The sequence below is a fragment of the Cellulomonas fengjieae genome (assembly GCF_018388465.1).
Lineage (GTDB): Bacteria > Actinomycetota > Actinomycetes > Actinomycetales > Cellulomonadaceae > Cellulomonas > Cellulomonas fengjieae.
In genome coordinates this window covers 111971-138062 of record NZ_CP074404.1, presented here as the reverse complement: position 1 = coordinate 138062, position 26092 = coordinate 111971, and the positions used below count along the sequence as shown (strand labels likewise).

Here is a 26092-nt window from a genome sequence, read left to right as displayed (position 1 = left end):
TCAGGCGCCCGCCGAGCAGGACCGCCGGATCGACGGCAGCGAGGCGGCAACACCCTCGGTGACCGCGACGGAGCTGACCGCGCCGCCGAAGGGCGCGTCGCCGTCGAACCCCTGACCGAGCCGGAAGGGGCCGGTCGCGGACCAGGTGGCGGAGAAGTCCACCGGAGAGCTGCCCTCCGGGTTCCTCGAGCCGGGCGCGTCCGGGGTGCCCACCTCGCAGACGTACAGGTCGACCGTGCCCAGATCCCGGTCGTACACGCCCGTGAGCTGCACCCAGGAGCCCGTGCTCGCCGGCGCCTCGGACCGCACCACGGCCGCGTCGGCACCGACCTCGTCCCGGGCCATGCCGAAGGTCCAGCACGCGGGCGCCCCGTCCGCGCAGCCAGTCGTGTCGTAGCCCAGCGCGAAGCCGCTGGTCAGGGAACCGTCCTGGCTGACCGCCGTCCCTCGGGCGCCGAGCGTGTCGAGCCGGACGAACGCGGAGACCGTGAAGCTCACCGACGTGTCGACGACCGGACCCGCGGCCGCCGCGCCGTCGGCGGGGTCGTCCAGGAGCAGTGCCCGGTCGGCGGGCTTCGAGCCGAACTCGGCGAGCGGGCCCGCCGTCCAGGTCGTGCTCGGGGTGAGGGTCAGCGGCGCCGCGCTCCCGGTGCTCGACGCGGTGCTGCCGGCGCCTTCGTCCAGCAGCCACCGGCCGCCGCCGGTCGGGGCGGACGGGGTGACCGTGAAGCGGTACAGGCGCGACGGGCTCACGTTGCCCGCCCGGTCGACGGCCTGCACCTCCAGCGTGTGCGGGCCGGAGGTGGTGGGTGTGTACGTGATCGTCGGGGAGCTCGCGGCGACGGTCTGGTCGAGCGCGGAGCTGTCGAACGAGTACCGGTACGCGACGACGTCCGCCGCCTCGTCGCTCAGGGCGAAGGAGCCTCGCTGGCCGACGCCGCCGGACGAGGCGTCCTCCACGTAGACGGCAGGCTCACCGGCGACCGGCGTCACGACCGGGATCGCGGGAGCCGCGGCGTCGACGCCGAACTGGCAGATGGTCGGCAGACCCCAGCGTCCGCCCGCGTCCCGGCCGGTGACGAGCCAGGTGTACGTGCCGCCGTCCTGGAGGCGACCCTCGGGGACCTGGACGGCGTGCTGCGCGCCCGACGCCTGCGCGGCGGTCGCCGGCGGCGCCCAGACCACGCGGGCGCGGGAGTCGAGGACGGCGAAGGTCGCGCGCACCGCCTGCCCGTCGGGGTCGCTCAGCGTGGCCCTCAGGGTCGGTGCGGTGCTCCGTACCCAGGGACGCTCGGCCCCGACCGCGCAGGTGGTCGCGGGGTCCGACGTCCCGGCCTCCGACACCACCGGCGCGCGGCCCGTCGGGTACGTCCAGGCCGACGCGGCCACCGCCGGCACGACGAGCGCGCTCGCGGTCACGACGGCGATGGCACTGATCCGGAACGCTGCGCGCACGACGGCCCCCTTGCCTCTGCCGCGCGGCGGTCCCGCAGGGCTGCGCGGAATCTACTGGCCCGGCGATGTCCTGAACACCCCCGTACGGGGCGATCTGCCCGGGAGGTGTGGGAGACGCCGTCTAGCCTCAGCGCATGTTCCTCCTCGACGACGGCGGCCTGGTCCTCAGCCCGAGCGACCTGGCCAACGCCGCCGCCTGCGAGCTTGCCGTCCTCAGCCACCTCGACGGCCGGCTCGGCTGGAGCGAGCCGGTGCCGATCGCCGCCGACGCGATGCTGGAACGCGTCTCCGCGCTGGGCTCGGCGCACGAGGACCGCGTGCTGCGGTCGTACCGCGCGTCGCACCCCGTGGTGATGATCGCCCGGCCCCGGTACGACGAGGCCGGCGAGCGCGCCGCGCTGGAACGCGTGCACGCGGCGACGCTGGAGGCCCTCTCGTCCGGCGCCGACGTCGTCTACCAGGCCGGGTTCTTCGACGGCCGGTTCACGGGCTGGGCCGACTTCCTGGTCCGCGAGGACGGCCGCTGGTCGGTCCTGGACACCAAGCTGGCCCGCAGCGTGAAGGTCACGGCCCTCCTGCAGCTGGCGGCGTACGCGGACCAGCTGATCCGTTCGGGGGTCCCCGTCACCGACGAGGTCCACCTGGTCCTCGGCGACCGGTCGCGGTCCAGCCACCGGCTGGCCGACCTGCTCCCGCTCTACCGCGAGCGCCGTGCGCGCCTGGAGCAGGTGCTCGACGAGCACCGGGCGGGCGGTCGCCCGGTGACGTGGGGAGACGCCCGCTACCGCGCGTGCGGTCGGTGCGACGCCTGCGCGGCGCAGGTCGCGGCGCACCGGGACGTCCTGCTGGTTGCGGGCCTGCGCTCGACGCAGCGGGCTCGGCTCGCGGCGGCCGGGGTCCGGACCATCGACCAGCTGGCGGCCGGGACCGACCCGGTGCCGGGCATCGGCGGTGCGACGCTGGCCAACCTGCGTCGGCAGGCAGCGCTCCAGGTCCGGCAGGAGACGTCGGCCGAGCCGCTGGTCTTCGAGGTGGTCGACCCGGCGGCAGTCGCCGACCTGCCCGCACCCGACCCGGGAGACATCTTCTTCGACTTCGAGGGCGACCCGCTGTGGACCGACGACTCGGCCTCCGCCGACGAGCCCGCCGACTGGGGGCTGGAGTACCTGTTCGGCGTGGTCGAGGCCGGCGAGGCGTTCCGGCCGTTCTGGGCGCACGACCGCGCGCAGGAGAAGCGGGCGTTCGTCGACTTCCTCGCGTACGTCGCCGAGCGCCGCGCCGCGCACCCCGGCATGCACGTCTACCACTACGCCCCCTACGAGCGGACGGCCCTGCTGCGGCTCGCCGGCCGGCACGGCGTCGGCGAGGACCAGGTGGACCAGCTGCTGCGCGACGGCGTGCTGGTCGACCTGTACGCCACCGTGCGCCGCGGCCTGCGGGTGGGTGCCGCCTCGTACTCGCTGAAGAAGCTCGAGCCGCTGTACATGGGTGATCAGACCCGCGAGGGGGACGTGACCACCGCGACCGACTCCATCACCGAGTACGCCGAGGCGTGCGACCTGCGCGACGCCGGCAACGACACGCAGTGGCGCAAGAAGCTCGACGAGATCGCCGGGTACAACCGGTACGACTGCGTCTCGACGCTGCGGCTGCGCGACTGGCTGCTGGACCACGGACCGGCGCCGACGGGGTCCGTGGCGGCCGATCTGCGGGAGCCTGAGCCGGTCGACCCGCTGGTCGCGGACGTGCTGGCGAAGGCCGAGCGGCTCGAGCACCCACGCGACCAGCAGGCGGTCCGGCTGCTCGCGGCCGCGGTCGACTACCACACGCGGGAGGCCAAGCCGTTCTGGTGGGCGCACTTCGACCGGCTGCAGTCCGACCCCGCCGAGTGGCTGGACCCGCGCGGCACGCTGCTGGTCGACGGGTCACCCGAGGTGGTCGAGGACTGGAACATCGGCCCCGGCAAGCAGACGTTCGGCCGCGTCCTGCGGGTTGCGGGACACCTGGAGCCGGGCAGCGACCTGCGCGTGGGCGGCAAGGCGTACGCCCTCTACGACCCACCGCCGGCCTACGCCCAGACGTCGAGCACCGGGCATCGCGGGTGGACGCAGAGCGTCGAGGTCCTCGGCGTGACGACGCAGCACGCGAGCGACTCGGCGTCCGGCACCCGCGACGTCCTGCGGATCGTCGAGCGGCTGCGCAAGGGTGAGGTCCCCGCTCCGGGCCTGCCCATGGCCCTCGCGCCGACCCCCGGGCCGCAGACCACGGGCATCGAGGCGGCCATCCGCGTCCTCGTCGAGGCCGTGGCCGACGGGCTCCCCGCGCTGCCGGACCTGCCCGCGGTCGACCTGCTGCGCCGCATCCCCCCGCGCACCCGCACCCTTGCGCTACCCCGGCCCGACGACGTCACGGGCACCACCGAGGCGATCATCGCCGCGGTCCTCGACCTCGACGGCTCCTACCTCGCCGTCCAGGGTCCGCCCGGGACGGGCAAGACGTACACCGGCGGTCACGTCGTCGCGGCGCTCGCGGCGCAGGGCTGGAAGGTGGGCGTCGTCGCGCAGTCGCACGCGGTCGTCGAGAACATGCTGCGGGCGGTGAACGACGCGGGCCTGGCACCCGAGCAGATCGGCAAGAAGGCGCAGGACCAGCACCCCGACGACGCCGTCTGGGAGTCGCTGCCCGACGGCAGGCGCGCCCGGGCGTTCCACGACCGGCAGCCCGGCGGGTTCGTGGTCGGCGGCACCAAGTGGGACTTCACCAGCGGCGACCGGATCCCGAGCGGTGGCTTCGACCTGCTCGTCATCGACGAGGCGGGGCAGTTCTCCCTGGCCGACACGATCGCGGTGTCCACGGCGGCGCGGAACCTGCTGCTGCTCGGCGACCCGCAGCAGCTGCCGCAGGTCACGCAGGGCCGGCACCCGGAGCCGGTGGACCGGTCGGCGCTCGGCTGGCTGGTCGACGGGCACGACACGCTTCCCGACGAGCTCGGCTACTTCCTGGCGCGCACCTGGCGCATGCACCCGGCCCTGTGCGCGGCGGTGTCGCGTCTGTCCTACGAGGACCGGCTCACTGCGGTCCCCCGCACGGCGCAGCGGTCGCTCGACGGTGTCGAGCCCGGGCTGCGGACCGTCGCCGTCGACCACGTGGGCAACGCGGTGTCGTCGCCCGAGGAGGCCGCGGTGGTCGTCGACGAGATCCGTGCGCTGCTCGGCCGCGACTGGACGGACGGCACCGCCCGGCCCCTGACGGGCCAGGACGTCCTCGTCGTCGCGCCCTACAACGCCCAGGTCTGGACCGTCCGCCGGGCGCTGGAGGCAGCGGGTATCCCCGACGTCCGGGTGGGCACGGTGGACAAGTTCCAGGGTCAGGAGGCCGCTGTCGTGCTGGTCACGACGTGCGCGTCGTCCGCCGACGAGGTGCCGCGCGGGATGGAGTTCCTGCTCAACCGCAACCGGCTGAACGTCGCTGTCTCGCGCGCGCAGTGGTGCGCGGTCATCGTCCGCTCGACGCGCCTCACCGACTACCTGCCGACCCGCCCGGAGACCCTCGCGGAGCTGGGTGCGTTCATCGGGCTGTGTGACGCAGACGTTCGAGAACGACATTGGTCGCGTTCTGGCCGCTCATAGCGCGAACCACGGTGTTCTCGGCGCCCGGAGGTACGCCGCTCGACGGGCGGGCGAGGGCTGCAGCCGGTAGAACCGATGCCCATGACGATCGTCGGGTTCCACAACGCACACGAGCAGGTCCACCCGGCCGCGCTGCTCGCGGCCACCCAGCGCGCGGAGCAGGCGGGGTTCGACGCCGCCATGTGCTCGGACCACTGGGCACCCTGGTCGGTCGCCCAGGGGCACTCGGGCTTCGCGTGGACGTGGCTGGGTGCGGCGCTGGCCACCACCGGCCTGCCGCTCGGCGCGGTCAACGCACCGGGCCAGCGGTACCACCCCGCGATCATCGCCCAGGCGGCCGCGACGCTCGCCGCGATGTTCCCGGGCCGGTTCTGGGTGGCGCTGGGCTCCGGTGAGAACGTCAACGAGCACATCACGGGTGACCGCTGGCCGGCCAAGGCGAAGCGCGACGCACGCCTGCGGGAGTGCGTCGAGGTGATCCGGGCGCTGCTGGACGGCGAGGAGGTCACGCACGACGGGCTGGTGACGGTGGACCGGGCCAAGCTCTGGACGCTTCCCGACGAGAAGCCGCTGCTCATCGGGCCGGCGGTCACCCCGGCGACCGCCCGGGCGCACGCCGACTGGGCCGACGGACTGGTCACGGTGAACCAGAGCCCCGAGATCATGAAGCAGGTGGTGCAGGAGTACCGCGACGCCGGCGGGCGTGGGCAGATCGCACTGCAGGTGCACCTCTCGTGGGCGCCGACCGCCGAGCTGGCGCTGACGGTGGCCCGGGAGCAGATGGCGGGCCAGGTGTTCGGTCCGCCCGTGGCATGGGACCTGGACACCCCCGAGGCGTTCGACTCCCTCGGCGTCCACGTCGGCGACGACTCCTTGCACCGCAGCCTGCTGATCGACCACGACCCCGCGCGCCTCGCCGACCGCGTGAGCGAGCTGGTCGCCCTCGGGTTCGACGCCGTCTACCTGCACCAGGCAGCCACGGACCCTCGCCCCAGCCACGACAAGCACGACGACGCCGCACCGACGAGCACCCCGCGCAGCGCGACGCTCGACGCGTTCGTCGACATGGCCGCCGAGCACCTGCTCCCCCAGCTGAAGCAGGTGGGCGCGTGAGGATCCACGACACCGGTGACCTGTGGTGGAAGAACGCGGTCATCTACTGCCTGGACGTCGAGACGTACATGGACTGGAACGACGACGGCGTCGGCGACCTGCGCGGCCTCCTCCAGCGCATCGACCACCTGGCGGACCTCGGCGTCACGTGCCTGTGGCTCATGCCGTTCTACCCGACCGCCGACTACGACGACGGCTACGACGTCTCCGACTTCTACGGCGTCGACCCGCGGCTGGGCGACTCGGGCGACCTGGTCGAGGTGATCCGGACCGCGAAGGACCGCGGGATCCGCGTGATCGTCGACCTGGTGGTGAACCACACGTCCGAGAAGCACCCGTGGTTCGTCAGCGCGCGCAAGAGCAAGGACAGCCCGTTCCGCGACTTCTACGTGTGGCGTTCCGACCCGCCCCCGTCCACCAAGGAGAAGGTCGTCTTCCCGGACAAGGAGGACGGCATCTGGACCAAGGACGACGCCACCGGCGAGTGGTACCGGCACACCTTCTACCACCAGCAGCCGGACCTGAACACGGCGAACCCGCAGGTCAGGGACGCGATCGCGAAGGTCATCGGGTACTGGGCGGAGCTGGGGCTGAGCGGGTTCCGGGTGGACGCGGTGCCGTTCTTCCTCGCGGACGCCGCCAACACCCCCGGAGACAAGGTCGAGGACAAGCACGACTTCCTCAAGGAGCTGCGGGCGTTCCTCACGCGCCGCGTGGGCGACGCGATCCTCATGGGCGAGGTCAACCTGCCCTACGAGGAGCAGAAGCTCTACTTCGGCGGTGACGGCGCCGACAGCGACCAGCTGTCGCTGCAGTTCGACTTCATCGGGATGCAGAACCTCTACCTGGCGCTCGCGCGGCAGGATGCGGGACCGATCGCGAAGGCCCTCCAGGAGCGACCGGACATCCCGCACGACGCCCAGTGGGCCACGTTCGTGCGCAACCACGACGAGCTCACGCTGGACAAGCTCGCCGAGGACGAGAAGCAGGAGGTGTTCGACGCCTTCGGCCCGGACCCCGACATGCAGCTGTACGGGCGCGGGCTGAGAAGGCGCCTGCCGCCGATGCTCGGCGGCGACCCCCGCCGCATCCGGATGGTCTACTCCCTGCTGTTCTCCCTGCCCGGCACCCCGGTGCTGTTCTACGGCGAGGAGATCGGCATGGGCGAGAACCTGGCGGCCGAGGGCCGGCTGGCGGTCCGCACGCCCATGCAGTGGACGTCGGAGGTGAACGGCGGGTTCTCGCGAGCGCCCAAGCGCAAGCTCGCGGGTCCGGTCACCGAGGGCGGCTTCTCCCCCGAGCACGTCAACGTCGCGGACCAGCGACGCGACCCCGACTCGCTCCTGAGCTTCATCCGGCTGCTGGTCCGTCGCTACCGCGAGTGCCCGGAGCTCGGCTGGACCCCGAGGGCCGAGGTCCTGGACCAGCCCCACGGTGCGGTGCTCGCCCACCGCAGCACCTGGGACGACGGCTCGCTCGTCGCGCTGCACAACCTGGGCGCCGAGTCGGTCATGGTGCCCCTGCGGCTCGACGACTGCGACGAGAGCGTGCGCCTGGTCGACCTGCTGCAGGACGGGGCGTGCACGGTCGACGCCCGCGGAGCCACCGAGGTCGAGCTCGACGGGTACGGCTACCGCTGGCTGCGCGTGGTGCGCGAGGGCGACCGCCGGCTCCTGTGAGGCCCGCGGGCGGTGGCGACTGAAGCGTTTCGCACCGCCCGGCGGGCACCCCGTCCAGCGGACTCCCAGCAATCTCGCGTACCGTTCCCGGGTCCGCCGCCTCATCGGGCGGGACCCGAACTTCCGGAGGATCTTCGTGCGCCGCACGACCACCGCTCGCCGCGGCTACGCCGCCACCGCTCTCGTCCTGTCCCTCGGCCTCGCGCTGACCGCCTGCTCCGGCGGCTCGGCCGACGACCCCAAGCCGTCCGCGTCCTCGACCGCCTCGTCTACCGCGAGCGCCGCCGACGTCGCGGCGCTGGAGAAGGTCAAGGTCGAGGGTGACCGCGGCAGCAAGCCGACGATCACCCTCCCGACCACGCCGTTCGAGGTCGAGAGCCTCGTCGTCCGGGTGGTGGACGAGGGCGACGGTGCCGAGATCACCGACGGCCAGACGCTCGCCATCCAGACCACCGCGGTCTCCGGCGCCGACGGCACCGAGCTGGGCGACACGTACTCCAGCCAGGCCGAGAAGATCGTCGCCGACGACCAGCTGGTCCCCGACCTGCACGACGCGCTCGTCGGCCAGAAGGTCGGCGTCCGCATCGTCTTCGCCGTCCCCAGCGAGTCGGGCACCAACGTCGTGGTCGGCGAGGTCGTCGACGCGCAGGACACGCCCAAGCCCCTGGACGGACCGGAGGGTGAGGCTGTGACCCCGCCCGCCGGCCTCCCGACCGTCACGCTCGACGACGCCGGCAAGCCCACCGTGACGCCCGTCGGCGGCGACGCCCCGACGAGCCTCGTCGTGCAGCCGCTCATCAAGGGCACCGGCGCCGAGGTCACCGCGGACCAGACGCTCACCGTGAACTACAGCCTGTTCCTCTGGGACGGCACGCCCGTCGAGTCGTCCTTCGACAGCGGAGAGCCGGCGACGTTCCCGCTGAACGGCGTGATCGCGGGCTGGACCGAGGGCCTGCCCGGCCAGACGGTCGGCAGCCAGGTGCTGCTCGTCGTCCCGCCGGACAAGGGCTACGGCGCCGAGGCGACGGAGACCATCCCGGCGAACTCGACGCTGATCTTCGTCGTGGACATCCTCGCGGCGTCCTGACCCACCGCACCACCACCACGAGCCCGGGACGTTCCTCGCGTCCCGGGCTCGTGGCGTCCTAGGGTGGCTCAAGAGCAACCCTCGACGGGGAGTGGGCCATGGACCAGGCAACGACGCCGCGGATCCGGACGGTGGCGCTGCTGGGCGCCGCGGGATCGGGCAAGACGACCCTCGCCGAGGCGCTGCTGCACCGGTCGGGTGCGCTGAACCGGGCCGGCCGGGTCGAGGACGGGTCGACGGTGTGCGACCACGAGCCCGAGGAGATCGCCCGAGGCATGTCCCTGGGCCTCGGCGTCGCCCCCTTCTCCTGGACCGCGACCGACGGCAGCTCCTACGACGTGACCCTGCTGGACACCCCGGGGTCGGCGGACTTCGCGGGCGCGGTCGACGCCGCCCTGGCGGTCGCGGACCTCGCGCTGGTCGTGGTCAGCGCGGTCGACGGGGTGCAGGCCGGCACCCACGCCGCCTGGCGGCTCGCGGCCGAGGCCGGGGTGCCGCGCATGGTCGTCGTCACCAAGGAGGACAAGGCGCGGGCGGACTTCCGCCACGTGCTGGCGGACCTGCGGGAGGCGTTCGGCGACGGGCTCGTCCCGCTCGAGCTGCCGCTGGGCGAGGAGTCGGGGTTCACCGGGGTCGCGGACGTGCTCAGCGAGGAGGGCCTCGCGTACGACCCGGACGGCCGCCACCACGTCGAGGCGCTCCCGGTGAGCCTGTCCGAGGAGGAGCACCGCCTGCACGACGAGGTCACCGAGGAGATCGTCGCGCACGACGACGCGCAGCTGGAGCGGTACCTGTCGGGTGACGTGCCGACCTCCGCCGAGCTGGAGAGCACGCTCGCGCACGAGGTCGCCGCCGGTGCGGCGTTCCCGGTCGTGCTCGTGTCGGGGGTCACGGGTGTGGGCGTCGACCGGCTCGCGGACCTGCTGTGCGAGCTCGGCCCGTCACCGGCCGACCGGACCGCGCGCGTGCTGGCGGGCAGGACCGAGGTCGAGGTGGCCGCCGACCCGGCCGGGCCCACGCTGCTGTACGCGTTCCGGACGCTCGCCGACCCGTTCGTCGGCCAGGTCACCATGTTCCGCGTGCTGTCGGGGACCGTCCGCAACGGCGACCGCCTGCTCAACACCGCGACGCGCACCGAGGAGCGGATCCCCGGCCTGTTCCGGCTGCGCGGCAAGGAGCACCTCCCGGTCGACGCGGTGCCGGCGGGGCAGATCGGCGCGGTGGCCAAGCTCACCGGGACGCTGTCGGGAAGCCTGCTGGCACAGCGTTCCGGGCCTGGTGCGTCGATGACCGCCCGGCCCCCGCGTGAGCGGGCGACCGTGTTCGGTCTCGCGCTGGAACCGGTCACGCAGTCGGACGACGACCGCCTCTCCGCCGCGCTGACCCGGCTGACCGCCGAGGACCCGACGCTGCGTGTGGAGCGCTCCGGGGACAGCACGGTCCTGCTGGGCCTGGGCGACACCCACCTGGCGGTCGCCCTCGAGCGGCTGGCCCGCGTCTTCGGGGTGCACGTGAGCACGTCGCCCGTGCCCGTGGGGTACCGGGAGACGATCCGGCGCGAGGTGACCGCCGAGGGCAAGGTGAAGAAGCAGTCGGGCGGGCACGGGCAGTTCGCGGTGGTGCAGCTGCGGGTGGCGCCGCTGCCGCCCGGCTCCGGGGTCGAGTTCGTCGACGCCGTCGTCGGCGGTGCCATCCCGCGGACGTACGTGCAGGCGGTGCACAAGGGTGTCCTCGAGGCGATGGCCGCGGGTGGCCCGCACGGGTACCCGGTGGTCGACCTGCGCGTCGAGGTCTACGACGGCAAGTCGCACTCGGTCGACTCCTCGGACATGGCGTTCCGGACCGCCGGTGCGGCGGGCGTGCGCGAGGCGTTGCACGCGGCCGGCACCATCGTGCTGGAGCCCGTGAGCCACGTGTCCGTGACGGTGCCGATCGCCGCGCAGGGCGACGTGATGAGCGACCTGTCCGCGCGCCGCGGCCACATCGACGCCACGACCTCCCTCGACGGCGGCCTGGTGCAGATCGAGGCCTCGGTGCCGGAGGCGGAGCTCGCCCGCTACGTGCTCGACCTGCGCTCGCTCACCGGTGGCCGCGCCGAGCTGTCCATGGCGCCCGACCGGTTCGAGGTGTGTCCCGAGCACCTGGTCCCGGCCTGAGATCCTCGTCCCGTGACCGACGAGACCGCAGAGCCTGAGATCGCAGAGCCAGAGATCGCCCAGCTGACCCGCCTCGTCCGGGAGTTCAGCACCGAACGGGACTGGCAGCAGTTCCACGACCCGAAATCGGTGCTCCTCGCGCTCGTGGGCGAGGTCGGCGAGCTGGCCGAGCTGTTCCAGTGGGTCCCGGCCGATCAGGCGGTGGCACGGTTCGCCGACCCCGCGCGCAAGGCCCGCGCGGCCGAGGAGATGGCCGACGTCCTCGTCTACCTGGTCTGCCTGGCGGACGTGCTCGGCGTCGACCTGGGCGAGGCCGCGCGGAGCAAGCTGGCCGCGTCGCACGTACGGTTCGCGGCCGACCAGGTCCGCGGCGTCGCGCCGGACAAGCCGTAGCCTCGTCACCATGGCCCGGTACTTCGACGTCCACCCCGAGAACCCCCAGCCGCGGTCGATCGCGCAGGTGGTCGACCTGCTGCGCAAGGACGCGCTGATCGCCTACCCCACCGACTCCTGCTACGCGCTCGGGTCCCGGATCGACAACCACGCCGGCGCGGACCGCATCCGGGCCATCCGCCACCTCGACGACCGGCACCACTTCACGCTGGTGTGCGCCGACTTCGCCCAGCTCGGGCAGCTGGTCCAGCTGGACAACAGCGCCTTCCGCGCGATCAAGGCGGCGACGCCCGGCCCGTACACGTTCATCCTCCCGGCCACGTCCGAGGTGCCCAAGCGGCTGGCGCACGCCAAGAAGCGGACGATCGGCGTGCGCATCCCGAACCACCCGGTGGCGCTGGCGATCCTGCGCGAGCTCGGCGAGCCCCTCCTGTCCAGCACGCTGCTCATGCCCGGCGCCGAGTGGCCGATGGTCGAGGGCTGGCAGATCAAGGAGGAGCTCGACCTGGTGCTCGACGCGGTGGTCGACGCCGGTGACTGCGGCACGGAGCCCACGACGGTCGTCGACTGGACCGAGGGCGCCCCCGAGGTCGTCCGCGTGGGCGCCGGCGACCCGGACCGCTTCGGCTGATGTCCCGGGCCGGCCGCGCCCGTCGCCGCGAGATCGTGGCGTCGGCACCAGATCGTGGGTGCGCACGCACGATCTCGTGCCGGAGCCACGATCTCGTGGGGGTCGGATGAGCTACGTGGGGGTCGTGGGACCGTCTCGCGCTTCCGAGGCGGAGCTCGGGGACGCCGAGGCGCTCGGGCGCGGGCTCGCCGAGCGCGGGCACGTCGTGGTCTGCGGCGGGCTGGGCGGGGTCATGGAGGCGGCCGCGCGCGGCGCAGCGCAGGCCGGTGGCGTCGTCGTCGGGTTGCTGCCCGGAGCGGACCGTGCCGACGCGAACCCCTACGTCACCGTGGCGATCCCCACCGGGCTCGGCGAGCTCCGCAACGCCCTGCTGGTGCGGTCGAGCGACGTCGTCGTCAGCGTCGGGGGCTCCTGGGGGACGCTCAGCGAGGTGGCGCTCGCCGTGCGCACGGGCCTGCCGGTGGTCGCGGTCCGGGGCTGGGGCCTCGACGGGCCCGCACCCGGGGCGGGGCCGCGCGACGTGGCGTCGGTCGACGAGGCACTCAGCCTGCTGGACGCGCTACCGGCCGGCGCGCGCACGATCGGGGTCCGCGACGTCCCGGAGCCGGGTGCCGCCGCGAGCGCACCGTGACCCCGGCAGGCGTTCCGACGACGCCGGAGGACGTCGTGCGCGCAGCCGCCGGCGCACGGGACCTGGCCGCGCTGGACGCGGTGGTCCCCACGTGCCGTGCGTGCCCGCGACTGGTCGCGTGGCGGGAGCTGGTCGGCGTCGAGAAGCGGGCCGCCTTCCGCGACGAGACGTACTGGGCACGCCCGGTGCCGGGCTTCGGCGACCCGCACGCGCCCGTGCTCGTCGTCGGGCTCGCGCCCGCCGCGCACGGTGCCAACCGGACCGGCCGGATGTTCACCGGCGACCGGTCGGGCGACTTCCTGTTCGCGGCGATGCACCGCACCGGCTTCGCCAACCAGGCGACCTCGACCCGACGCGACGACGGGCTGACGCTCACCGACATCCGGGTGACCGCGCCCGTGCGCTGCGCCCCGCCGGCCAACGACCCGACGCCCGAGGAACGTCGGACGTGCGGGCCGTACCTGGGCAGGGAGCTGGCGCTGATCCGCCCGCGCGTGGTCGTCGTCCTCGGCGCGTTCGGCTGGCAGGCCCTCCTGACGACCCTCGCCGAGCAGGGCTGGCACGTCCCCCGACCGCGACCGCGGTTCGGGCACGGCGCGGAGCTGGTCCTCGCGGGGCCGGACGGCGCAGAGCTCGTGGTGCTCGGCTGCTTCCACGTGAGCCAGCAGAACACCTTCACCGGACGACTGACGCCCGAGATGCTGGACGCGGTCCTGCTCCGCGCGCGCCGGCTCGGCGTGACGGGCTAGAGGAGCCGCCCGCCAGTCACCGCGATGCGGTCGCCGGTCACGTAGCTGGACTCCTGCGAGGCGAGGAACACGTACGCCGGTGCCACCTCCGCGGGCTGCCCGGCCCGGCCCAGCGGCGTCTCGGCACCGAACTGGTCCACCTTCTCCTCGTCCATCGTCGCCGGGATCAGGGGCGTCCAGATCGGGCCCGGGCACACGGCGTTGACGCGGATCCCCTTCTCCCCGAGCTGCTGCGCCAGCCCCTTGGTGAAGTTGAGGATCCCGGCCTTGCTGACCGCGTAGTCGAGCAGCCCCGGGCTCGGCTGGGTGGCCTGGATCGAGCTCGTGTTGATGATCGCGCTGCCCGGCTCCATGTGCGGCACGGCCGCCTTGGTCAGCCAGAACATGGCGTAGAGGTTCGTCTTGAGCACGCGGTCCAGCTGCTCGGTGCTGATCCCCAGCAGTCCGTCCTCCTGGGACATCTGGTAGGCCGCGTTGTTCACCAGGACGTCGATCCCGCCGAGCTCCGCGACCGCGGTGTCGACGATCGCCTGGCACTGCGACTCCTCACGGATGTCGCCCGGCACGGTCACCGCCTTGCGCCCGGCCGCCTCCACCAGCCGCACCGTCTCCTGCGCGTCCTCCTCCTCCTCGGGCAGGTAGGAGAGCACCACGTCGGCGCCTTCGCGCGCGAACGCCAGCGCGACCGCGCGCCCGATCCCGGAGTCGGCACCGGTGATGATGGCTCGCTTGCCCTGGAGCCGCTCGGAGCCGCGGTACGTCTCCTCGCCGTGGTCGGGCTCGCTGGGCATCTCGCCGGTGAGTCCCGGGTGCGGGATCTTCTGGGCCGGCTGGGCCTCGGCACCGGGGTGCTGCGTACGGGGGTCCTGGGGCGTGGTCTGATCGCTCATCCCTCCATCGTCCGCATTTCGCGCGCCGCCGCCACCCGACCGGGCATCGTCGGTCGGCGACGTGCGCAGCGGCTAGACGAGGAAGCCGAGCAGGGAGACCACGCCGAGAACGGACGCCAGCACGCCGGCGACGATCGCGAACCACGCCCGCCCGGAACCGCGGCCGCCGGTGCGGGCCTGTCGCAGGCCGAGGACGCCGAACAGGATCGCCACGGGTCCCAGCACCCACAGCACCAGCGCGACGAGTCCCACGTAGCCCGCCAGCACCGACTGCCAGGAGCGGCCGACGGGGAGCAGCCAGTGCAGCGTCTCGTCGGGCGCGGCGCCGACGATCGCAGCCGGCGGCCACGGCGCGGCCGCCACGGTCCCCGGCATCGGGGGCAGCATCGCCGTGTGCTCGGTCCAGCCGGCGCCGTCGAACCAGCGCAGCACGCCACGCGTGGCGCCGTCGTCGTACCAGCCGGGAGGGGTACTCATCGCACCGAGACCGTTCCGACGATCTTGTCGGCGAAGGTCTGCCGCTTCGCGTCCCAGAGCGGGAACCAGTAACCGAGCCCCAGGAGCCAGCCGTCGAGCCAGTGCGCCAGGTCGCGCAGGAGCGCCCGCCACACACCGACGTTGGCCCCGGTCGCCTCCGCGGCGAGACGCAGACCGACGATCTTCTTGCCCCACGACTGGCCCGTGCGCGCCTGTCGGAAACCGCGGTTCCACACCCAGAGCGCGAACGACACCGACCCGCCGATCAGCAGCGCGGCCGACCCGGCCGGTGTCGACACGGTGGTCGGCTGGCCGTACTGGTCGTACCCCGGCGTGGACAGGAAGCCGGAGACGAACGCGCCGACCCAGTACGGGATCGCCGCCAGCAGGTCCAGCAGGTACGCGGCGACGCGCAGCCCCCAGTGCGCGTACGTCGGCGCGGGGGTGAACGGCATGGGCTGGTAGCCGTACGCGGGGTACCCGTAGGCGGGGTACCTCTGGCCGTACTCCGGCGCCGTCGCACCGTACGGCGCGAAGGACGGGTGCCCCGGCGTGGCCGGCGCGGTGCCGTAACCGGGCTGCGTGCCGTAGCCGGGCTGCGTGCCGTAGCCGGGCTGCGTGCCGTAGACCGGCGGTGCGCCGTAGCTGGGGTACTGCGGCGGCGGCGCGTAGCCGCCTGTCGGCGACCCGGTCGCACCCGGCTGCTGGTAGGGGTCCTGCGTGCTCACTGCTGCTCCTGGATACGGGTCGCGCGCGCGGGTCGTTCTCTGCGCGGACATCGGCAGAACGCCCGCCGGGGTTGAGCCCCGGCGGGCGTCGACGTGCAGCCGCGTCCTCGCCTCACCGGGTGTGCGTGTGGTCGCGGGCGGAGGAGTCGAACCTCCCGGGGCGAGCCGTCGGCGACCCGCCGGCGACCTGCGCCCGCGGCGACCAGGGTCCACTCGGCGGCGCTGTCGCTGCCAGGGATTTACGGCCGTCTGTCGGCGGCCCGGCGTAGCGTCGTGCGCATGAAGTTCGGTGTCACCGCCACGTGCGGGTCCGCAGCACAGAACGTCGCGATGGCCGTCGCCGCCGAGGAGGCGGGCTGGGACGGCTTCATGGCCTGGGACGGCATCAGCGTGGGCAGCATGGACACGTTCGACCCCTGGACGCTGCTCGGCGCGGCCGCCGTCCGGACCAGCCGCATCACGCTCGGCGCGATGGTGTTCTCGCTGCCGCGGCGCAAGCCCTGGGAGGTGGCCCGGCAGGCGCTGACCGTCGACCAGCTCTCCGGCGGTCGGCTGGTGCTGCCCGTCGGGCTCGGTGCCGTCGACGACGGCGCCTACAGCCGGGTGGTCGGTGAGCACGTCGACGTCAAGGAACGGGCGGCGCTGCTCGACGAGTCCCTCGCGATCCTCGACCTGGCATGGACCGGCGAGAAGTTCAGCTTCCAGGGCGAGCATTACCAGCTCACCGACTTCGAGTTCCAGCCGCGGCCGGTGCACGGGACCATCCCCGTCTGGGTGATCGGCGCCTGGTTCGCACCCAGGTCCATGCGCCGGGCGGCGGCGCGTGACGGGGTCATCGCCGTCCGGCGGGAGGACGGGTTCGACCCGCTGAAGCCGGACGAGCTGCGTGAGGTCGCCACGTGGGTCGCCGAGCAGCGCGGCGGGAGGCCTTTCGAGCTCGTCGCCGAGGGCGTGCTGCCGGACGATCCCGCCGCGACGACGGACCAGATCGCCGCTCTCGAGGCCGCGGGTGTGACCTGGTGGATCGACTCCAACTGGGACTTCGACACCGTCACGCCAGACGGGCTGCTGGAGCGGATCCGGCGCGGCCCGCTCCCCGCGTGAGCCCGACGGTCGCCGACTGCGAGCGCGTCCAGCTGAGCTGGTTCCAGCTGCGGGCCGACGTCCTCGGCGGGGAGTCATGGGAGGACGGCGGGCTGCGCTGGGTGGACGGGAACCTCCTCTTCCCGCAGGTCATCGACCCGAGAGCGTTGGCTCGCGGCATCGAACGCGCCCGGAACCTCGGCAGCACGGTCCTCGGCGCGTGGCTGGGGCTCGATGTGGACCCGAGCCCGCTGGCGGCGGCCGGGTTCGAGAAGGGGTGGTCGCCCTGGTGGATGGCCGGCCCCGTCCCGCGCGACGTCCCGGCCGATCCCCGGGTGCGGTTGCAGGAGGAGACCACCGACTACAGCGGCGAGCACTCCGCCTACGCACGCGAGCTCGCGATGGCACGCCTGCGGCCGACTCGCGCCTGGTACGCCGCCGCGTACACCGGCGGCCGGTTCGCCGGCCGGGCGTGGTCGCACCGCGTCGGTGACCTCGCGGGCGTGTTCGACGTCGACGTCTGGCCGCCGTTCCAGCGGCGCGGACTGGGCACCGCGCTCATGCAGGCGGTGTGCGGCGCCGCGGCCTCCGCCGGCGCGCGGGACGTGGTGCTCAACTCGACACCCGCGGGCGTCGGCCTCTACGAGCGGTGCGGTCTGAGGCGCATCGGAACAGGGATCACATGGTGGCTGCACCCACGGAGCGTCACCGGGCAGTCTCCGGGTGCGTCACAATCTCTGTAGAGACGAAGGAGCACCATGCTGACATGCCCGGTCTGTAAGTCCGGAGACCTCGAACTGGTCGAACGTCTGGCAGACGATCGCCGCACCATCCGATGCACCGCCTGTGCACACCAGTGGACGCGCGGGGAGTCGAAGTCCAAGTCGATCCGCCCCTCCTCGTCGGCCGATCTCCAGGCCCGCTTCCCGGATCGATCCGCGGTCGACTCGGCCCGCCTGGCGCTGGTGAACGAGCTCGCCGCGTCCGCCCCCCGCACCGACTCCGGCTTCGACTGGTCGCACTACCAGCAGGTGTTCAGCCGCGAGCAGATCGTCGACTGCGACCCCCGCGACCTGCTCTCGTTCGTCAACGAGACGCCCGGCGCCACCAACGCCACGACCGCGACGTTCAACCGGGCGTGGAAGACGATGGGCCAGCACGAGGCGTCGGCCCGCACCCGCAACACCATCCGCTACCTGCTCTACGGGCCCGCGACCGTGCCGCTGCCGGACCGCCTGACGCGCCTCATCCTCGGCCAGGGTGGGCTCGGCATGGCGGGGTTCAAGGAGCCCGCCCTGACCCGCGTGCTCGTGGCGAGCGCCCCCGACAAGTACCTGCCGATCCCGACCTACGGTGCTGCGCGGGGCGGCAAGCGCGAGATCGCCCAGCGCGTCTACGGGCTGACGCTGCCGGAGGTCGCCAAGGAGCAGTTCACCATCGGGCGGTTGATCCTGTGGAGCAACGACCTGCTCGTCGACCTGGTCGACGACCAGTTCGACAACCTCGCGCAGGCCGCGGCGTTCCTGACCACCGTGAAGGTGCCCGCCTGATCACTCGTCGTGGGGCCGCGCCAGCTCGTCCCGCAACGCGGCGACCACGTCCGGACCCAGCTCGAACCCCTGCGAGCTGCCCGGGTTGATCACGATGCCGACGTCCGCGGGCATCCGCAGCAGGACCTCGCGGACCGGCATCGAGATCGCGTCACCGCCGAGGCGCCCCTCGTCCCTGAACCTCTGCTCGGACGAGAACGCCACCAGGTGGTTGGTGCCGTCGCGCGGCACGAGCGCCGGGATGAACCCCGTCAGGTGCTCCCCGACGGGCCCCGCGCTCGGGACGGCCAGCTGCTCGTAGGCGAACCGTGTGAGCAGCTTGGCGCCGTCGATCGTGCCGGGCGCCGCCGTACGCAGGGCCTGGTCGAAGTCCTTCATGGCGGTGCTCCTCGTCGTCGTGGGCGTGGTGCACGCTACCCGCGGCGAATCACTCCGTCGGCGGTGGCCCGCCGCGCGGGTCCACCTTCTTGGGAAGCACGAACACCAGCGCGAAGCTGACCACCGAGAGCACGGCGCTGACGGCCATCGCGTGCGCGGCGCTGTCGACGAAGGCCTGCGGGATCTGGGCGGGGTCCTTGCCCGCGACGTGCAGCGTGCCGAACAGGACGCTGCCGATGACGGCGATGCCGATGGCCGCACCGACGCGCTGCATCACCGAGATGACCCCGCTGGCGGCGCCCGCCTCCGAGCGGTCGACGGTGGCGACGATGAACTGCGCGTTCGGAGCGATGAACAACCCGCTGCCGATCCCGGCGATCAGCAACGGGACCAGGAAGTCCCAGTGCGTCAGGTCCGCCGCGGGCTGGACCCGCAGCACCAGCCACACCCACGTCAGCCCGACGGCCACCATGCCCGTGCCGACGATGAGGACCGTCCGGCCCAGTCGCAGGGACAGCCGGTTGCTCTGCGAGGCGCCGAGGATGCTGCCGAGGGCGAACGGCACCGCGACGATCCCGGACTCGAGCGCGGTGTGCCCCAGCCCCGCCTGCCACAGCAGCGCGATGGTGAAGAAGATGCTGGTGAACGCCGCGAAGTAGACCAGTGCGAGGATCGTCCCGCCCGTGAACGCCGGGTGCGAGAACAGGTGCGGCGGCACCATCGGGTTGTCGTCCTCGATCCGCTTCTCCCACCACCCGAACGCGACGAGCAGCAGGATCCCGGCCGCCAGCGTGACGAAGGTCCACGTCGGCCAGCCCTGGTCCTGCCCCTCGATCAGGGGCACGAGCAGGGCGATCAGTCCCGCGGTGAGCAGCAGCAGCCCGACGACGTCGTACCCGTGCTGGCTGCGCGCCTCGGCGCCGGACGGCAGGATCCTCGCGGCGGCGATCAGGGCGACGATCCCGATCGGGATGTTGACCCAGAACACCAGCCGCCACCCGGACTCGTCGCCGAACGCCTCGATGATGAGCCCGCCGAGGATCGGGCCGAGCGCCGTCGAGACCCCGATGACGGACCCCAGGATCGCGAACGCCTTCCCGCGCACCTGCGGCGGGAACAGCAGCTGGATCATCGCGGTCACGGCGGGGACGAAGATGCCGCCCGCCAGTCCCTGCGCCACCCGCGCCACGACCAGGTGGGCGCTGTTGCTCGCCAGGCCGCAGAAGACGCTCGCGACCGTGAACAGCAGCAGCCCCGTGAAGAACACCCACTTGTGCCCCACCCGGTCACCGATCCGACCCGCCGGGATCAGCGCGATGCCGAACGCCAGCGCGTAACCGCTGATGATCCAGCTGAGCGTGGCCTCCGACGCGTCGAGGCTGACCTGGATCGTCGGCAGGGCGACGTTGACGATGGTCGTGTCCAGCAGGGCCATGAACATGCCGGCCATCAGCACGACGAGCGCGTTCCACGCACTGCGCGGGACGGTGGGTCGGACCTGGTCGTCCGTCATCTGACGCATACCCTTCGATCAGATGGTCACGCGGCCCGCTGGCGCGCAGCCATTCACCTTGCCTCGGGGAGCCGACGGGGCGCAAACGCGTGCAGACGCTGCGTCGAACGATCAGAACAGTGTGCCGATCAGCGACCGATGCCGCCGTATCCGAAGACGTGCGCACTCAGGACGTCGACCTCGCGGCGCGGATCCCCGAAGAAGGCCTGGATTCGGCGTGCCACTCGTGCGAACGGGCGTTCACGGGCTTTGCCCGCCGCGTTCCAGTTCGCCATGGGAACGATCAAGAACAAGTGATGTGCGTCGGGCGCGATGTGGACCTTCCAGAAGTCCTTGAGGTCGTGGTTGTTGGTGGTCGTGCCCCCCCGCTCAACCTCCGCGACAATCCCGCGGCCTTGACCCAGCGGATAGACGAAATCTGGCCTCGCTCGCGTAACCAGCCCCACCTCGGGCGTGAGAACGACCTCTTCGCGAAAGCCCAACTCGGCGAAGAGCAGCTCGGACACGATGGTCTGAACCGCGCTGCTGCCTGCCCCGTGGATGTGAACGAGGTCGATGGCTGCTGTGCGAGATTCCAGGTGTCGGGACAACTGAGCCGCGACCACATCGACGCGCCCAAGCTCCACGGCTTCGGTCGACGTCACGTCGCTACGCGTGAAACGTGCGTAGCGCTGAACCATGGTCAGCAGCTTCATCCGTGTCGTCGCGGGAAGCTAGCTCCGAACGGATGGAAGTTGCTTCGGGCAGGTCACCGTCCGGGCCAGGCCGGAACACATCGCGAAACCCCCCGGCAACACACCCGACGTACCGTCGCCCCAACGAGGCATGGACGCAGGCGCCGCCCGCAGGGGACCCTGACGTCCCCGTACGACGAGCGCGAGGAGCGGCGGATGTTCGAACGCGTCGACCCCTTCATCGGCACGGAGGCCACGAGCCTGCCGCAGCAGCACGGCATCGCCACGAGCTGGTGGTGGCCGAAGCCGCAGGTGGGCAACACGCACCCGGGCGCCACCTACCCCCTCGGCATGGTCAGCGCGTGCGCGTACTCGGGTGCGTACCCGACGGGCTACGGGCGCTACGACCTGGGCACCGAGGGCCTGCCCACCGAGCTGTACGACCGGCAGGTGGCCAGCGGGTTCACGCACTTCCAGCAGTCGGGCACGGGTGCGATCCGCAAGTACTACAACTACTTCCGCGTCACCCCGATGCTCCAGCCGCTCGACGACTTGGGCCAGCTGTGGGACGTCGTCGACGAGAGCGCGGCCCCCGGCTACTACTCGGCCACTCTCGACTCCGGCATCCGGGCGGAGATCACGGTCGGCCCGAAGTCCGCCGTGCACCGGTACACGTTCCCTGCGCACCGCGACGCGCGGTTGGTCATCGACTTCTCGCTCGGCGGGCTGACGATCCCGCACGGCCGCACGGTGCCGCTGCGGGCGCACCTGCATTCCATCAGCCCCGGGATCGCGCAGGGCGAGATCGTCGTCGAGGGTGCCCCGCTGGCCATCCACGTCGAGTGCGACGACCCGCGCTGGCGCCAGATGCTCTGGTACGACCGGCGGCTGATGCCCGGTGGCACGCGCCTGGACTTCGACCGGATCCGGCCGACCACGCTGCGCCCGTTCGGGCTCATGTGGGCCGGTCCGTCCGAACCCGGACAGGTGGTGGAGCTGCGGTTCGGCTTCTCCCTGCGGGGCGTCGACCAGGCACGCGAGAACCTCGAGCGGGAGTGCGGGCCGGGTCCGTCCAGCTTTGCGACGAGGCGCGTGGCGACCGCCGACGTCTGGCAGGAGGCGCTCGGGAAGATCCGCGTCGACACGCCGTCGAAGGACAAGCAGACGGTGTTCTCGACCGCGCTGTACCACTCGCTGATCAAGCCCTGCCTCGCTCCCGACGAGTCACCGTTCTGGCCGGCCGACGGACCGTTCGCGTTCGACATCGCGACCATGTGGGACATCTACCGGACGCAGCTGCCGCTGCTGACGACGCTCCTGCCCGACAAGGCGGTCGAGCTGGCGAACGCGCTGCTGTACATCTCGGAGGAGGAGGGCAACCTCCCCATCGGGTACCGGATGGCGCGCGGTGCCGACCAGTTCAGCCGTCAGGCGTCCGCTCTCGCGCACACCTTCCTCGCCGACCTGTGCCAGCTGGGGCTGCCCGGGATCGACTGGGACTGGGCGCTCGTGCACATGCACAACGACCTGCGTCGAACCTACGGCGAGGACTTCCTGCTGCGCGGCAAGGTCCATCCGATCAGCCACACGCTCGACCTGGCGTTCGGGTACTGGTGCACGTCGCAGATCGCGGCTCACGTGGGCGACCCGATGCTGGTGGAGCAGTTCACGCCGCTCGCCGCCCGCTGGGTCAACGCGTTCGACGAGGAGACCGGGCTCCTGCAGGACTCGACGTACTACGAGGGCGGGCGCTGGAACTACTCGTTCCGGCTGCTGCACGACATGGCGGCACGCATCAAGCTCTCGGGCGGGGACGACGCCTTCGTCGCCCAGCTGGACGAGTTCTTCGGGTTCGGTGCGCCGCCGGTGCGCCAGCCCGGGCTCCGGCCCGACCTCGCGGAGATGGCTGCGGGGTACGGGCTCAACCGGTTCGAGGGCCTGAACAACGAGCCGGACATGGAGGCCCCGTGGTCGTACCACTACGCGGGCCGGCCGGATCGCACCGCGGAGGTGGTGCACGCCATCGTGCAGAACCAGTTCGGCACCGGTCGCGGCGGCCTGCCGGGCAACGACGACTCGGGCGGGCTGTCGTCGTGGTTCGTGTGGGCGTCGCTCGGCCTGTTCCCCGTCGCCGGCCAGAACCTGTTCCTGCTCAGCGCGCCGGCCTGGCGGGAGTCGAGCATCGACCTCGGCGACCGCAGTCTCACGATCGAGACCTCCGGATTCGTCGAACCGACCCCGGACGGGCCTGTCCAGTATGTACAGTCCGTCCACCTCGACGGTGATCGGCTCGACCGCACGTGGTTGACCGGCACCGAGCTCCATCGCGGCGGACGCCTGCACCTCGAGCTCGGGCCCGCCCCGAGCGACTGGGGCACCACCGTCCGGCCGCCGTCCGTCAGCACCCACCCCCCGACCACCGCGCTGCGGCGCTGAAGGAGTCGACGTGACCACTCATCGCCGTCTCGTGATCGTCGTCCGCGCCGATCCGGTGATCTGCGGGCACTCGGGTGAGGCCCGCAACCTCGCGGAGGCGGCCCTGCACCGGGGTTTCGACGACGTCCGCATCGTCACGTGGCCGATCGACCGGCTGCAGGCGACGGGCCTGCCGCTCAAGCCCTTGGACGGTGTGCTGCCGTACTCCCCGGGCATCACCGTGGAGCGCCCCGAGCCCGTCGGCGACTACAAGGTCCCCGACGGGCGCTGGCTCGCGGGGATCGTCGGCCGGCTGGTCGAGCTCTTCACCGACGGCGTGCCCACCGTGGCGATGTCGCTGTACCTGAGCCCGCACTCGCTCGCCGTCGCCGACGCCGTCCACGTCGCCCGTCGGACCGGGCTGCCGGTCAACGTGACCACGGTCGCCGAGGCCGTGGGCTCGGACGTCACGAACGTGGTGCGCGCGTGCGTCGAGAAGGACGAGTTCGGCGCGGCGGCGCACGTGCTGTCGAGCTACCTCGAGCACGACGTCTGCCTCGCGGTCTCCGACTACACCCGCGAGCTGATCATCGCGGAGGCCGCCGCCATCGACGCCAAGCACGGCACCACGTTCGCCGCCCAGTGCCGCGAGCGCGTCACCGTGTCCTACCCGGCGATCGACGTCGGGTCCTACCTCGACCTGGACACGTCCGAGACCGCGCGCGTGCTCGACTCCCGCGGCCTGGTCGCCGACGGCTACGTGCTGTTCCTGTCCCGGCTGGCGCACGCCAAGGGGGTCGACGACCTCATCGGGGGGTTCGCCGCCAGCCGCGCGGCGGAGTCGCTGCGGCTGGTCGTGGCGGGCAACGGACCGGACGCCGCACGGCTCCAGGAGCTCGCGGCGGCGTCGTCGGCCGCGGACCGCATCGTGTTCTTCGACGACGTCGACGACGACGAGAAGGCGCACCTCATGGCGGGCTCGGCGGCGTACGTGCTGCCCAGCAAGCCGCGTCCGGAGTTCGTCGAGACGTTCGGGATCGCCCTCGCCGAGAAGATGCTCGCCGGCGGCGGGCCGATCGTGACGACCGACACCGGCGGGATCGGGGAGGCGGTCGGCGACTGCGCACTCATCGTGCCGGTCGAGTCACCGTCGGCGATCGCAGAGTCGCTGGACCACATCCTCGCGATGTCCGCCGACGAGCGCGCCGACTGGGAGACCCGCGCCCGCCTGCACGCCCTGCAGTTCGACCGCGGGGCGGTCCTGGACGCGATCCTCGACCGCGTGGCGGCCGTGCAGCGCGTGCCGGCCCCGGTCGGCTGAGCTCGAGCCGCCGCGCGCTCGTCGGCCACCGAAAGTACGGTCGAGGCTCCGCCCGTCACCGTCGTGAGGACCCAGCCCGATGGCACCGACCGATCCCCTGATCTTCGTCCTGCACGGCGCCCGTGGTGATCTCGCGAAGCGCATGGTGCTCCCCGCCCTGGCCACCCTGCAGCGCCGCGGGCTCCTCCCGGAGCGCTGGGCCCTGCTCGGCACCGGCCGCACGCCGATCAGCTCGGCTGACTTCGACGTGCTGCTGCGCGAGGCCGTCGAGGAGTTCGGCGACGACGAGGCCGCGGAGGGTGTCCCGGAGCTGACCCAGCACACCGCGTACTGCGGGGACGTCAGCGAGGACGACAGCGCCGCCGAGCTCCCCGGCGAGCTGGACCGGCTGCGCGAGGTGCTCGGCGGCGACGTCACCGTCATCCACTACCTCGCGGTTCCGCCGTCGTCGTTCGCGCCGATCACGCGCGCGCTGAAGGAGGCGGGCCTCACCGACGGCATCCGCATCGTCTACGAGAAGCCGTACGGGACGTCCCTGGAGTCGTTCCGGGAGCTGGACGCCATCGTGCACGAGGTGTTCGACGAGGAGCAGGTGTTCCGGATCGACCACTTCCTGGGCAAGGAGGCGACGCAGAACCTGCACGTCCTGCGGTTCGCCAACGAGCTGTTCGGCGGGATCTGGAACCGGCAGCACGTGGAGCAGGTGCAGATCGACGTGCCCGAGACGCTCGACGTCGCGCAGCGCGCCCAGTTCTACGACGCGACCGGCGCCGCCCTCGACATGCTGGTCACGCACCTGTTCCAGGTGGCCGCCGAGGTGGCGATGGAGCCGCCCCGCCGGCTGGACGCGGCGAACCTGGGCAAGGCGCGCGAGGACGTCATCGCCCACTTCCGCCCGCTCGACCCGGCGGACGACGTCGTCCTCGGACAGTTCGACGGCTACCGGGACATCGACGACGTGCCGGACGACTCGACGACCGACACGTTCGTCGCCGCGCGCCTCTGGGTGGACACGGAGCGGTGGCGGGGGGTGCCGTTCCTGCTGCGCACCGGCAAGCGCATGGGCGCGTCGGCACAGCAGGTCACGCTCGTGCTGCGGACGCCGGACGAGCTCTTCGGATCACCCGTCGGCCCCAACCGTGTGATCGTCTCGCTGGCGGGCTCGGGCAATCTCCAGGTCACGACGACCGTCAAGAAGCCCGGTGCGTTCCTCGAGCTGGGCACCGGCACCGCCGACCTCGCCCTGGCCGACGTCGAGCCCGGCGAGTCGCTGCCGCCGTACGCGGGGCTGCTGGAGGACGTGCTCGTCGGCGATCGGACGCTGTTCACCACGGCCGCCGGCCTGGAGTCCGCCTGGAAGGCGTTCGCGCCCCTTCTCGGCCCCGACCGCCCGGCACCCGAGCCGTACCCGGCCGACTCGTGGGGTCCCGAGTCGGCGGGTCGGCTGGCGGAGCCGCACGGCTGGGTGCTGGGCGGCTGACGTCCAGAGCCCGGTCGAGCGCGACCGGAGTCCGTCCGGGGCGCACGCTCCTGGGAGAAG

At 72.5% G+C, this 26092-nt stretch carries 22 protein-coding genes; 15 read left to right on the top strand and 7 right to left on the bottom strand.

What is annotated here, in order from left to right:
• Complete coding sequence (locus tag KG102_RS00670; RefSeq protein ID WP_208289723.1) at window positions 1-1455, bottom strand: LamG domain-containing protein; 1455 nt, start codon at window positions 1453-1455, stop codon at window positions 1-3.
• Between the two features lie 134 nt (window positions 1456-1589).
• Here KG102_RS00670 and KG102_RS00665 point away from each other — a divergent pair, with 134 nt between their 5' ends.
• The 9 genes from KG102_RS00665 to KG102_RS00625 all read left to right on the top strand — a co-directional run bounded on the left by KG102_RS00665 (window position 1590) and on the right by KG102_RS00625 (window position 13523).
• Window positions 1590-5084 (top strand): TM0106 family RecB-like putative nuclease, encoded by a 3495-nt coding sequence (locus KG102_RS00665; protein WP_208289724.1) that lies wholly within the window; start codon window positions 1590-1592, stop codon window positions 5082-5084.
• Between the two features lie 81 nt (window positions 5085-5165).
• A complete protein-coding gene (locus KG102_RS00660; protein WP_208210425.1) occupies window positions 5166-6197 on the top strand; it encodes a TIGR03885 family FMN-dependent LLM class oxidoreductase in 1032 nt (343 codons plus the stop codon).
• The gene (locus tag KG102_RS00655; protein ID WP_208289725.1) at window positions 6194-7876 is read left to right on the top strand and encodes an alpha-amylase family protein; all 1683 of its coding nucleotides are present in this window, start codon (window positions 6194-6196) and stop codon (window positions 7874-7876) included. Before KG102_RS00660 ends, KG102_RS00655 begins: the two co-directional genes overlap by 4 nt.
• Before the next feature lie 136 nt (window positions 7877-8012).
• Entirely contained in the window at window positions 8013-8963 is a 951-nt protein-coding gene (locus KG102_RS00650; RefSeq protein ID WP_208289726.1) for an FKBP-type peptidyl-prolyl cis-trans isomerase, read from the top strand.
• Between the two features lie 98 nt (window positions 8964-9061).
• Entirely contained in the window at window positions 9062-11119 is a 2058-nt protein-coding gene (locus KG102_RS00645; protein ID WP_208289727.1) for an elongation factor G, read from the top strand.
• A 12-nt stretch (window positions 11120-11131) separates the two neighbouring features.
• Entirely contained in the window at window positions 11132-11512 is a 381-nt protein-coding gene (locus KG102_RS00640) for a nucleotide pyrophosphohydrolase (protein WP_208289728.1), read from the top strand.
• 10 nt (window positions 11513-11522) lie between these two features.
• The gene (locus KG102_RS00635; protein ID WP_208210446.1) at window positions 11523-12143 is read left to right on the top strand and encodes an L-threonylcarbamoyladenylate synthase; all 621 of its coding nucleotides are present in this window, start codon (window positions 11523-11525) and stop codon (window positions 12141-12143) included.
• Window positions 12144-12249: 106 nt separating this feature from the next.
• Window positions 12250-12774: a TIGR00725 family protein gene (locus KG102_RS00630; RefSeq protein ID WP_208289729.1), complete on the top strand. Its 525-nt coding sequence runs from the start codon at window positions 12250-12252 to the stop codon at window positions 12772-12774.
• Complete coding sequence (locus KG102_RS00625) at window positions 12771-13523, top strand: uracil-DNA glycosylase (RefSeq protein WP_208210450.1); 753 nt, start codon at window positions 12771-12773, stop codon at window positions 13521-13523. The genes KG102_RS00630 and KG102_RS00625 overlap by 4 nt, the downstream gene beginning before the upstream one ends.
• Here KG102_RS00625 and KG102_RS00620 read toward each other — a convergent pair.
• From KG102_RS00620 to KG102_RS00610, 3 genes are all read right to left on the bottom strand, one after another.
• A complete protein-coding gene (locus KG102_RS00620) occupies window positions 13520-14413 on the bottom strand; it encodes an SDR family oxidoreductase (protein WP_208289730.1) in 894 nt (297 codons plus the stop codon). The genes KG102_RS00625 and KG102_RS00620 overlap by 4 nt on opposite strands.
• Before the next feature lie 72 nt (window positions 14414-14485).
• The gene (locus KG102_RS00615; protein ID WP_208289731.1) at window positions 14486-14890 is read right to left on the bottom strand and encodes a DUF2510 domain-containing protein; all 405 of its coding nucleotides are present in this window, start codon (window positions 14888-14890) and stop codon (window positions 14486-14488) included.
• The gene (locus KG102_RS00610; protein ID WP_208210457.1) at window positions 14887-15618 is read right to left on the bottom strand and encodes an RDD family protein; all 732 of its coding nucleotides are present in this window, start codon (window positions 15616-15618) and stop codon (window positions 14887-14889) included. Before KG102_RS00610 ends, KG102_RS00615 begins: the two co-directional genes overlap by 4 nt.
• 279 nt (window positions 15619-15897) lie before the next feature.
• Between KG102_RS00610 and KG102_RS00605 the strand changes: the two genes are divergently transcribed.
• The 3 genes from KG102_RS00605 (at window position 15898) to KG102_RS00595 (ending at window position 18251) form a co-directional block, all read left to right on the top strand.
• Entirely contained in the window at window positions 15898-16722 is an 825-nt protein-coding gene (locus KG102_RS00605; RefSeq protein WP_208289732.1) for an LLM class flavin-dependent oxidoreductase, read from the top strand.
• A complete protein-coding gene (locus tag KG102_RS00600) occupies window positions 16719-17444 on the top strand; it encodes a GNAT family N-acetyltransferase (RefSeq protein ID WP_208289733.1) in 726 nt (241 codons plus the stop codon). Before KG102_RS00605 ends, KG102_RS00600 begins: the two co-directional genes overlap by 4 nt.
• 222 nt (window positions 17445-17666) lie before the next feature.
• The gene (locus tag KG102_RS00595; protein ID WP_208210470.1) at window positions 17667-18251 is read left to right on the top strand and encodes a hypothetical protein; all 585 of its coding nucleotides are present in this window, start codon (window positions 17667-17669) and stop codon (window positions 18249-18251) included.
• Here the strand turns inward: KG102_RS00595 and KG102_RS00590 are convergent, their stop codons facing one another.
• The 3 genes from KG102_RS00590 to KG102_RS00580 form a co-directional block, all read right to left on the bottom strand.
• Window positions 18252-18629 carry an SseB family protein gene (locus tag KG102_RS00590; RefSeq protein ID WP_208210472.1) on the bottom strand — a complete coding sequence of 126 codons (378 nt, stop codon included), beginning with the start codon at window positions 18627-18629 and terminating at the stop codon, window positions 18252-18254.
• Window positions 18630-18678: 49 nt separating this feature from the next.
• Window positions 18679-20142 carry a DHA2 family efflux MFS transporter permease subunit gene (locus KG102_RS00585; protein ID WP_208289734.1) on the bottom strand — a complete coding sequence of 488 codons (1464 nt, stop codon included), beginning with the start codon at window positions 20140-20142 and terminating at the stop codon, window positions 18679-18681.
• A 128-nt stretch (window positions 20143-20270) separates the two neighbouring features.
• Window positions 20271-20837 carry a hypothetical protein gene (locus KG102_RS00580; protein WP_243884678.1) on the bottom strand — a complete coding sequence of 189 codons (567 nt, stop codon included), beginning with the start codon at window positions 20835-20837 and terminating at the stop codon, window positions 20271-20273.
• A gap of 195 nt (window positions 20838-21032) precedes the next feature.
• On the opposite strand from KG102_RS00580, the gene KG102_RS00575 reads away from it, so the two are divergent.
• The 3 genes from KG102_RS00575 (at window position 21033) to KG102_RS00565 (ending at window position 26032) form a co-directional block, all read left to right on the top strand.
• Window positions 21033-23252 (top strand): glycoside hydrolase domain-containing protein, encoded by a 2220-nt coding sequence (locus KG102_RS00575; protein ID WP_208210487.1) that lies wholly within the window; start codon window positions 21033-21035, stop codon window positions 23250-23252.
• Between the two features lie 10 nt (window positions 23253-23262).
• Window positions 23263-24552 carry a glycosyltransferase gene (locus KG102_RS00570; protein ID WP_208289735.1) on the top strand — a complete coding sequence of 430 codons (1290 nt, stop codon included), beginning with the start codon at window positions 23263-23265 and terminating at the stop codon, window positions 24550-24552.
• Window positions 24553-24631: 79 nt separating this feature from the next.
• Entirely contained in the window at window positions 24632-26032 is a 1401-nt protein-coding gene (locus tag KG102_RS00565) for a glucose-6-phosphate dehydrogenase (protein ID WP_208289736.1), read from the top strand.
• The last annotated feature ends 60 nt before the right edge of the window (window positions 26033-26092 follow it).

Excerpts from the sequence above, each read along its gene's own strand:
- KG102_RS00665 (WP_208289724.1), top strand. The coding sequence starts at position 1,590 with ATGTTCCTCCTCGACGACGGCGGCCTGGTCCTCAGCCCGAGCGACCTG.
- KG102_RS00660 (WP_208210425.1), top strand. The coding sequence starts at position 5,166 with ATGACGATCGTCGGGTTCCACAACGCACACGAGCAGGTCCACCCGGCC.
- KG102_RS00645 (WP_208289727.1), top strand. The coding sequence starts at position 9,062 with ATGGACCAGGCAACGACGCCGCGGATCCGGACGGTGGCGCTGCTGGGC.
- KG102_RS00635 (WP_208210446.1), top strand. The coding sequence starts at position 11,523 with ATGGCCCGGTACTTCGACGTCCACCCCGAGAACCCCCAGCCGCGGTCG.
- KG102_RS00630 (WP_208289729.1), top strand. The coding sequence starts at position 12,250 with ATGAGCTACGTGGGGGTCGTGGGACCGTCTCGCGCTTCCGAGGCGGAG.
- KG102_RS00620 (WP_208289730.1), bottom strand. The coding sequence starts at position 14,413 with ATGAGCGATCAGACCACGCCCCAGGACCCCCGTACGCAGCACCCCGGT.
- KG102_RS00615 (WP_208289731.1), bottom strand. The coding sequence starts at position 14,890 with ATGAGTACCCCTCCCGGCTGGTACGACGACGGCGCCACGCGTGGCGTG.
- KG102_RS00605 (WP_208289732.1), top strand. The coding sequence starts at position 15,898 with ATGAAGTTCGGTGTCACCGCCACGTGCGGGTCCGCAGCACAGAACGTC.
- KG102_RS00590 (WP_208210472.1), bottom strand. The coding sequence starts at position 18,629 with ATGAAGGACTTCGACCAGGCCCTGCGTACGGCGGCGCCCGGCACGATC.
- KG102_RS00585 (WP_208289734.1), bottom strand. The coding sequence starts at position 20,142 with ATGACGGACGACCAGGTCCGACCCACCGTCCCGCGCAGTGCGTGGAAC.
- KG102_RS00580 (WP_243884678.1), bottom strand. The coding sequence starts at position 20,837 with ATGAAGCTGCTGACCATGGTTCAGCGCTACGCACGTTTCACGCGTAGC.
- KG102_RS00575 (WP_208210487.1), top strand. The coding sequence starts at position 21,033 with ATGTTCGAACGCGTCGACCCCTTCATCGGCACGGAGGCCACGAGCCTG.
- KG102_RS00565 (WP_208289736.1), top strand. The coding sequence starts at position 24,632 with ATGGCACCGACCGATCCCCTGATCTTCGTCCTGCACGGCGCCCGTGGT.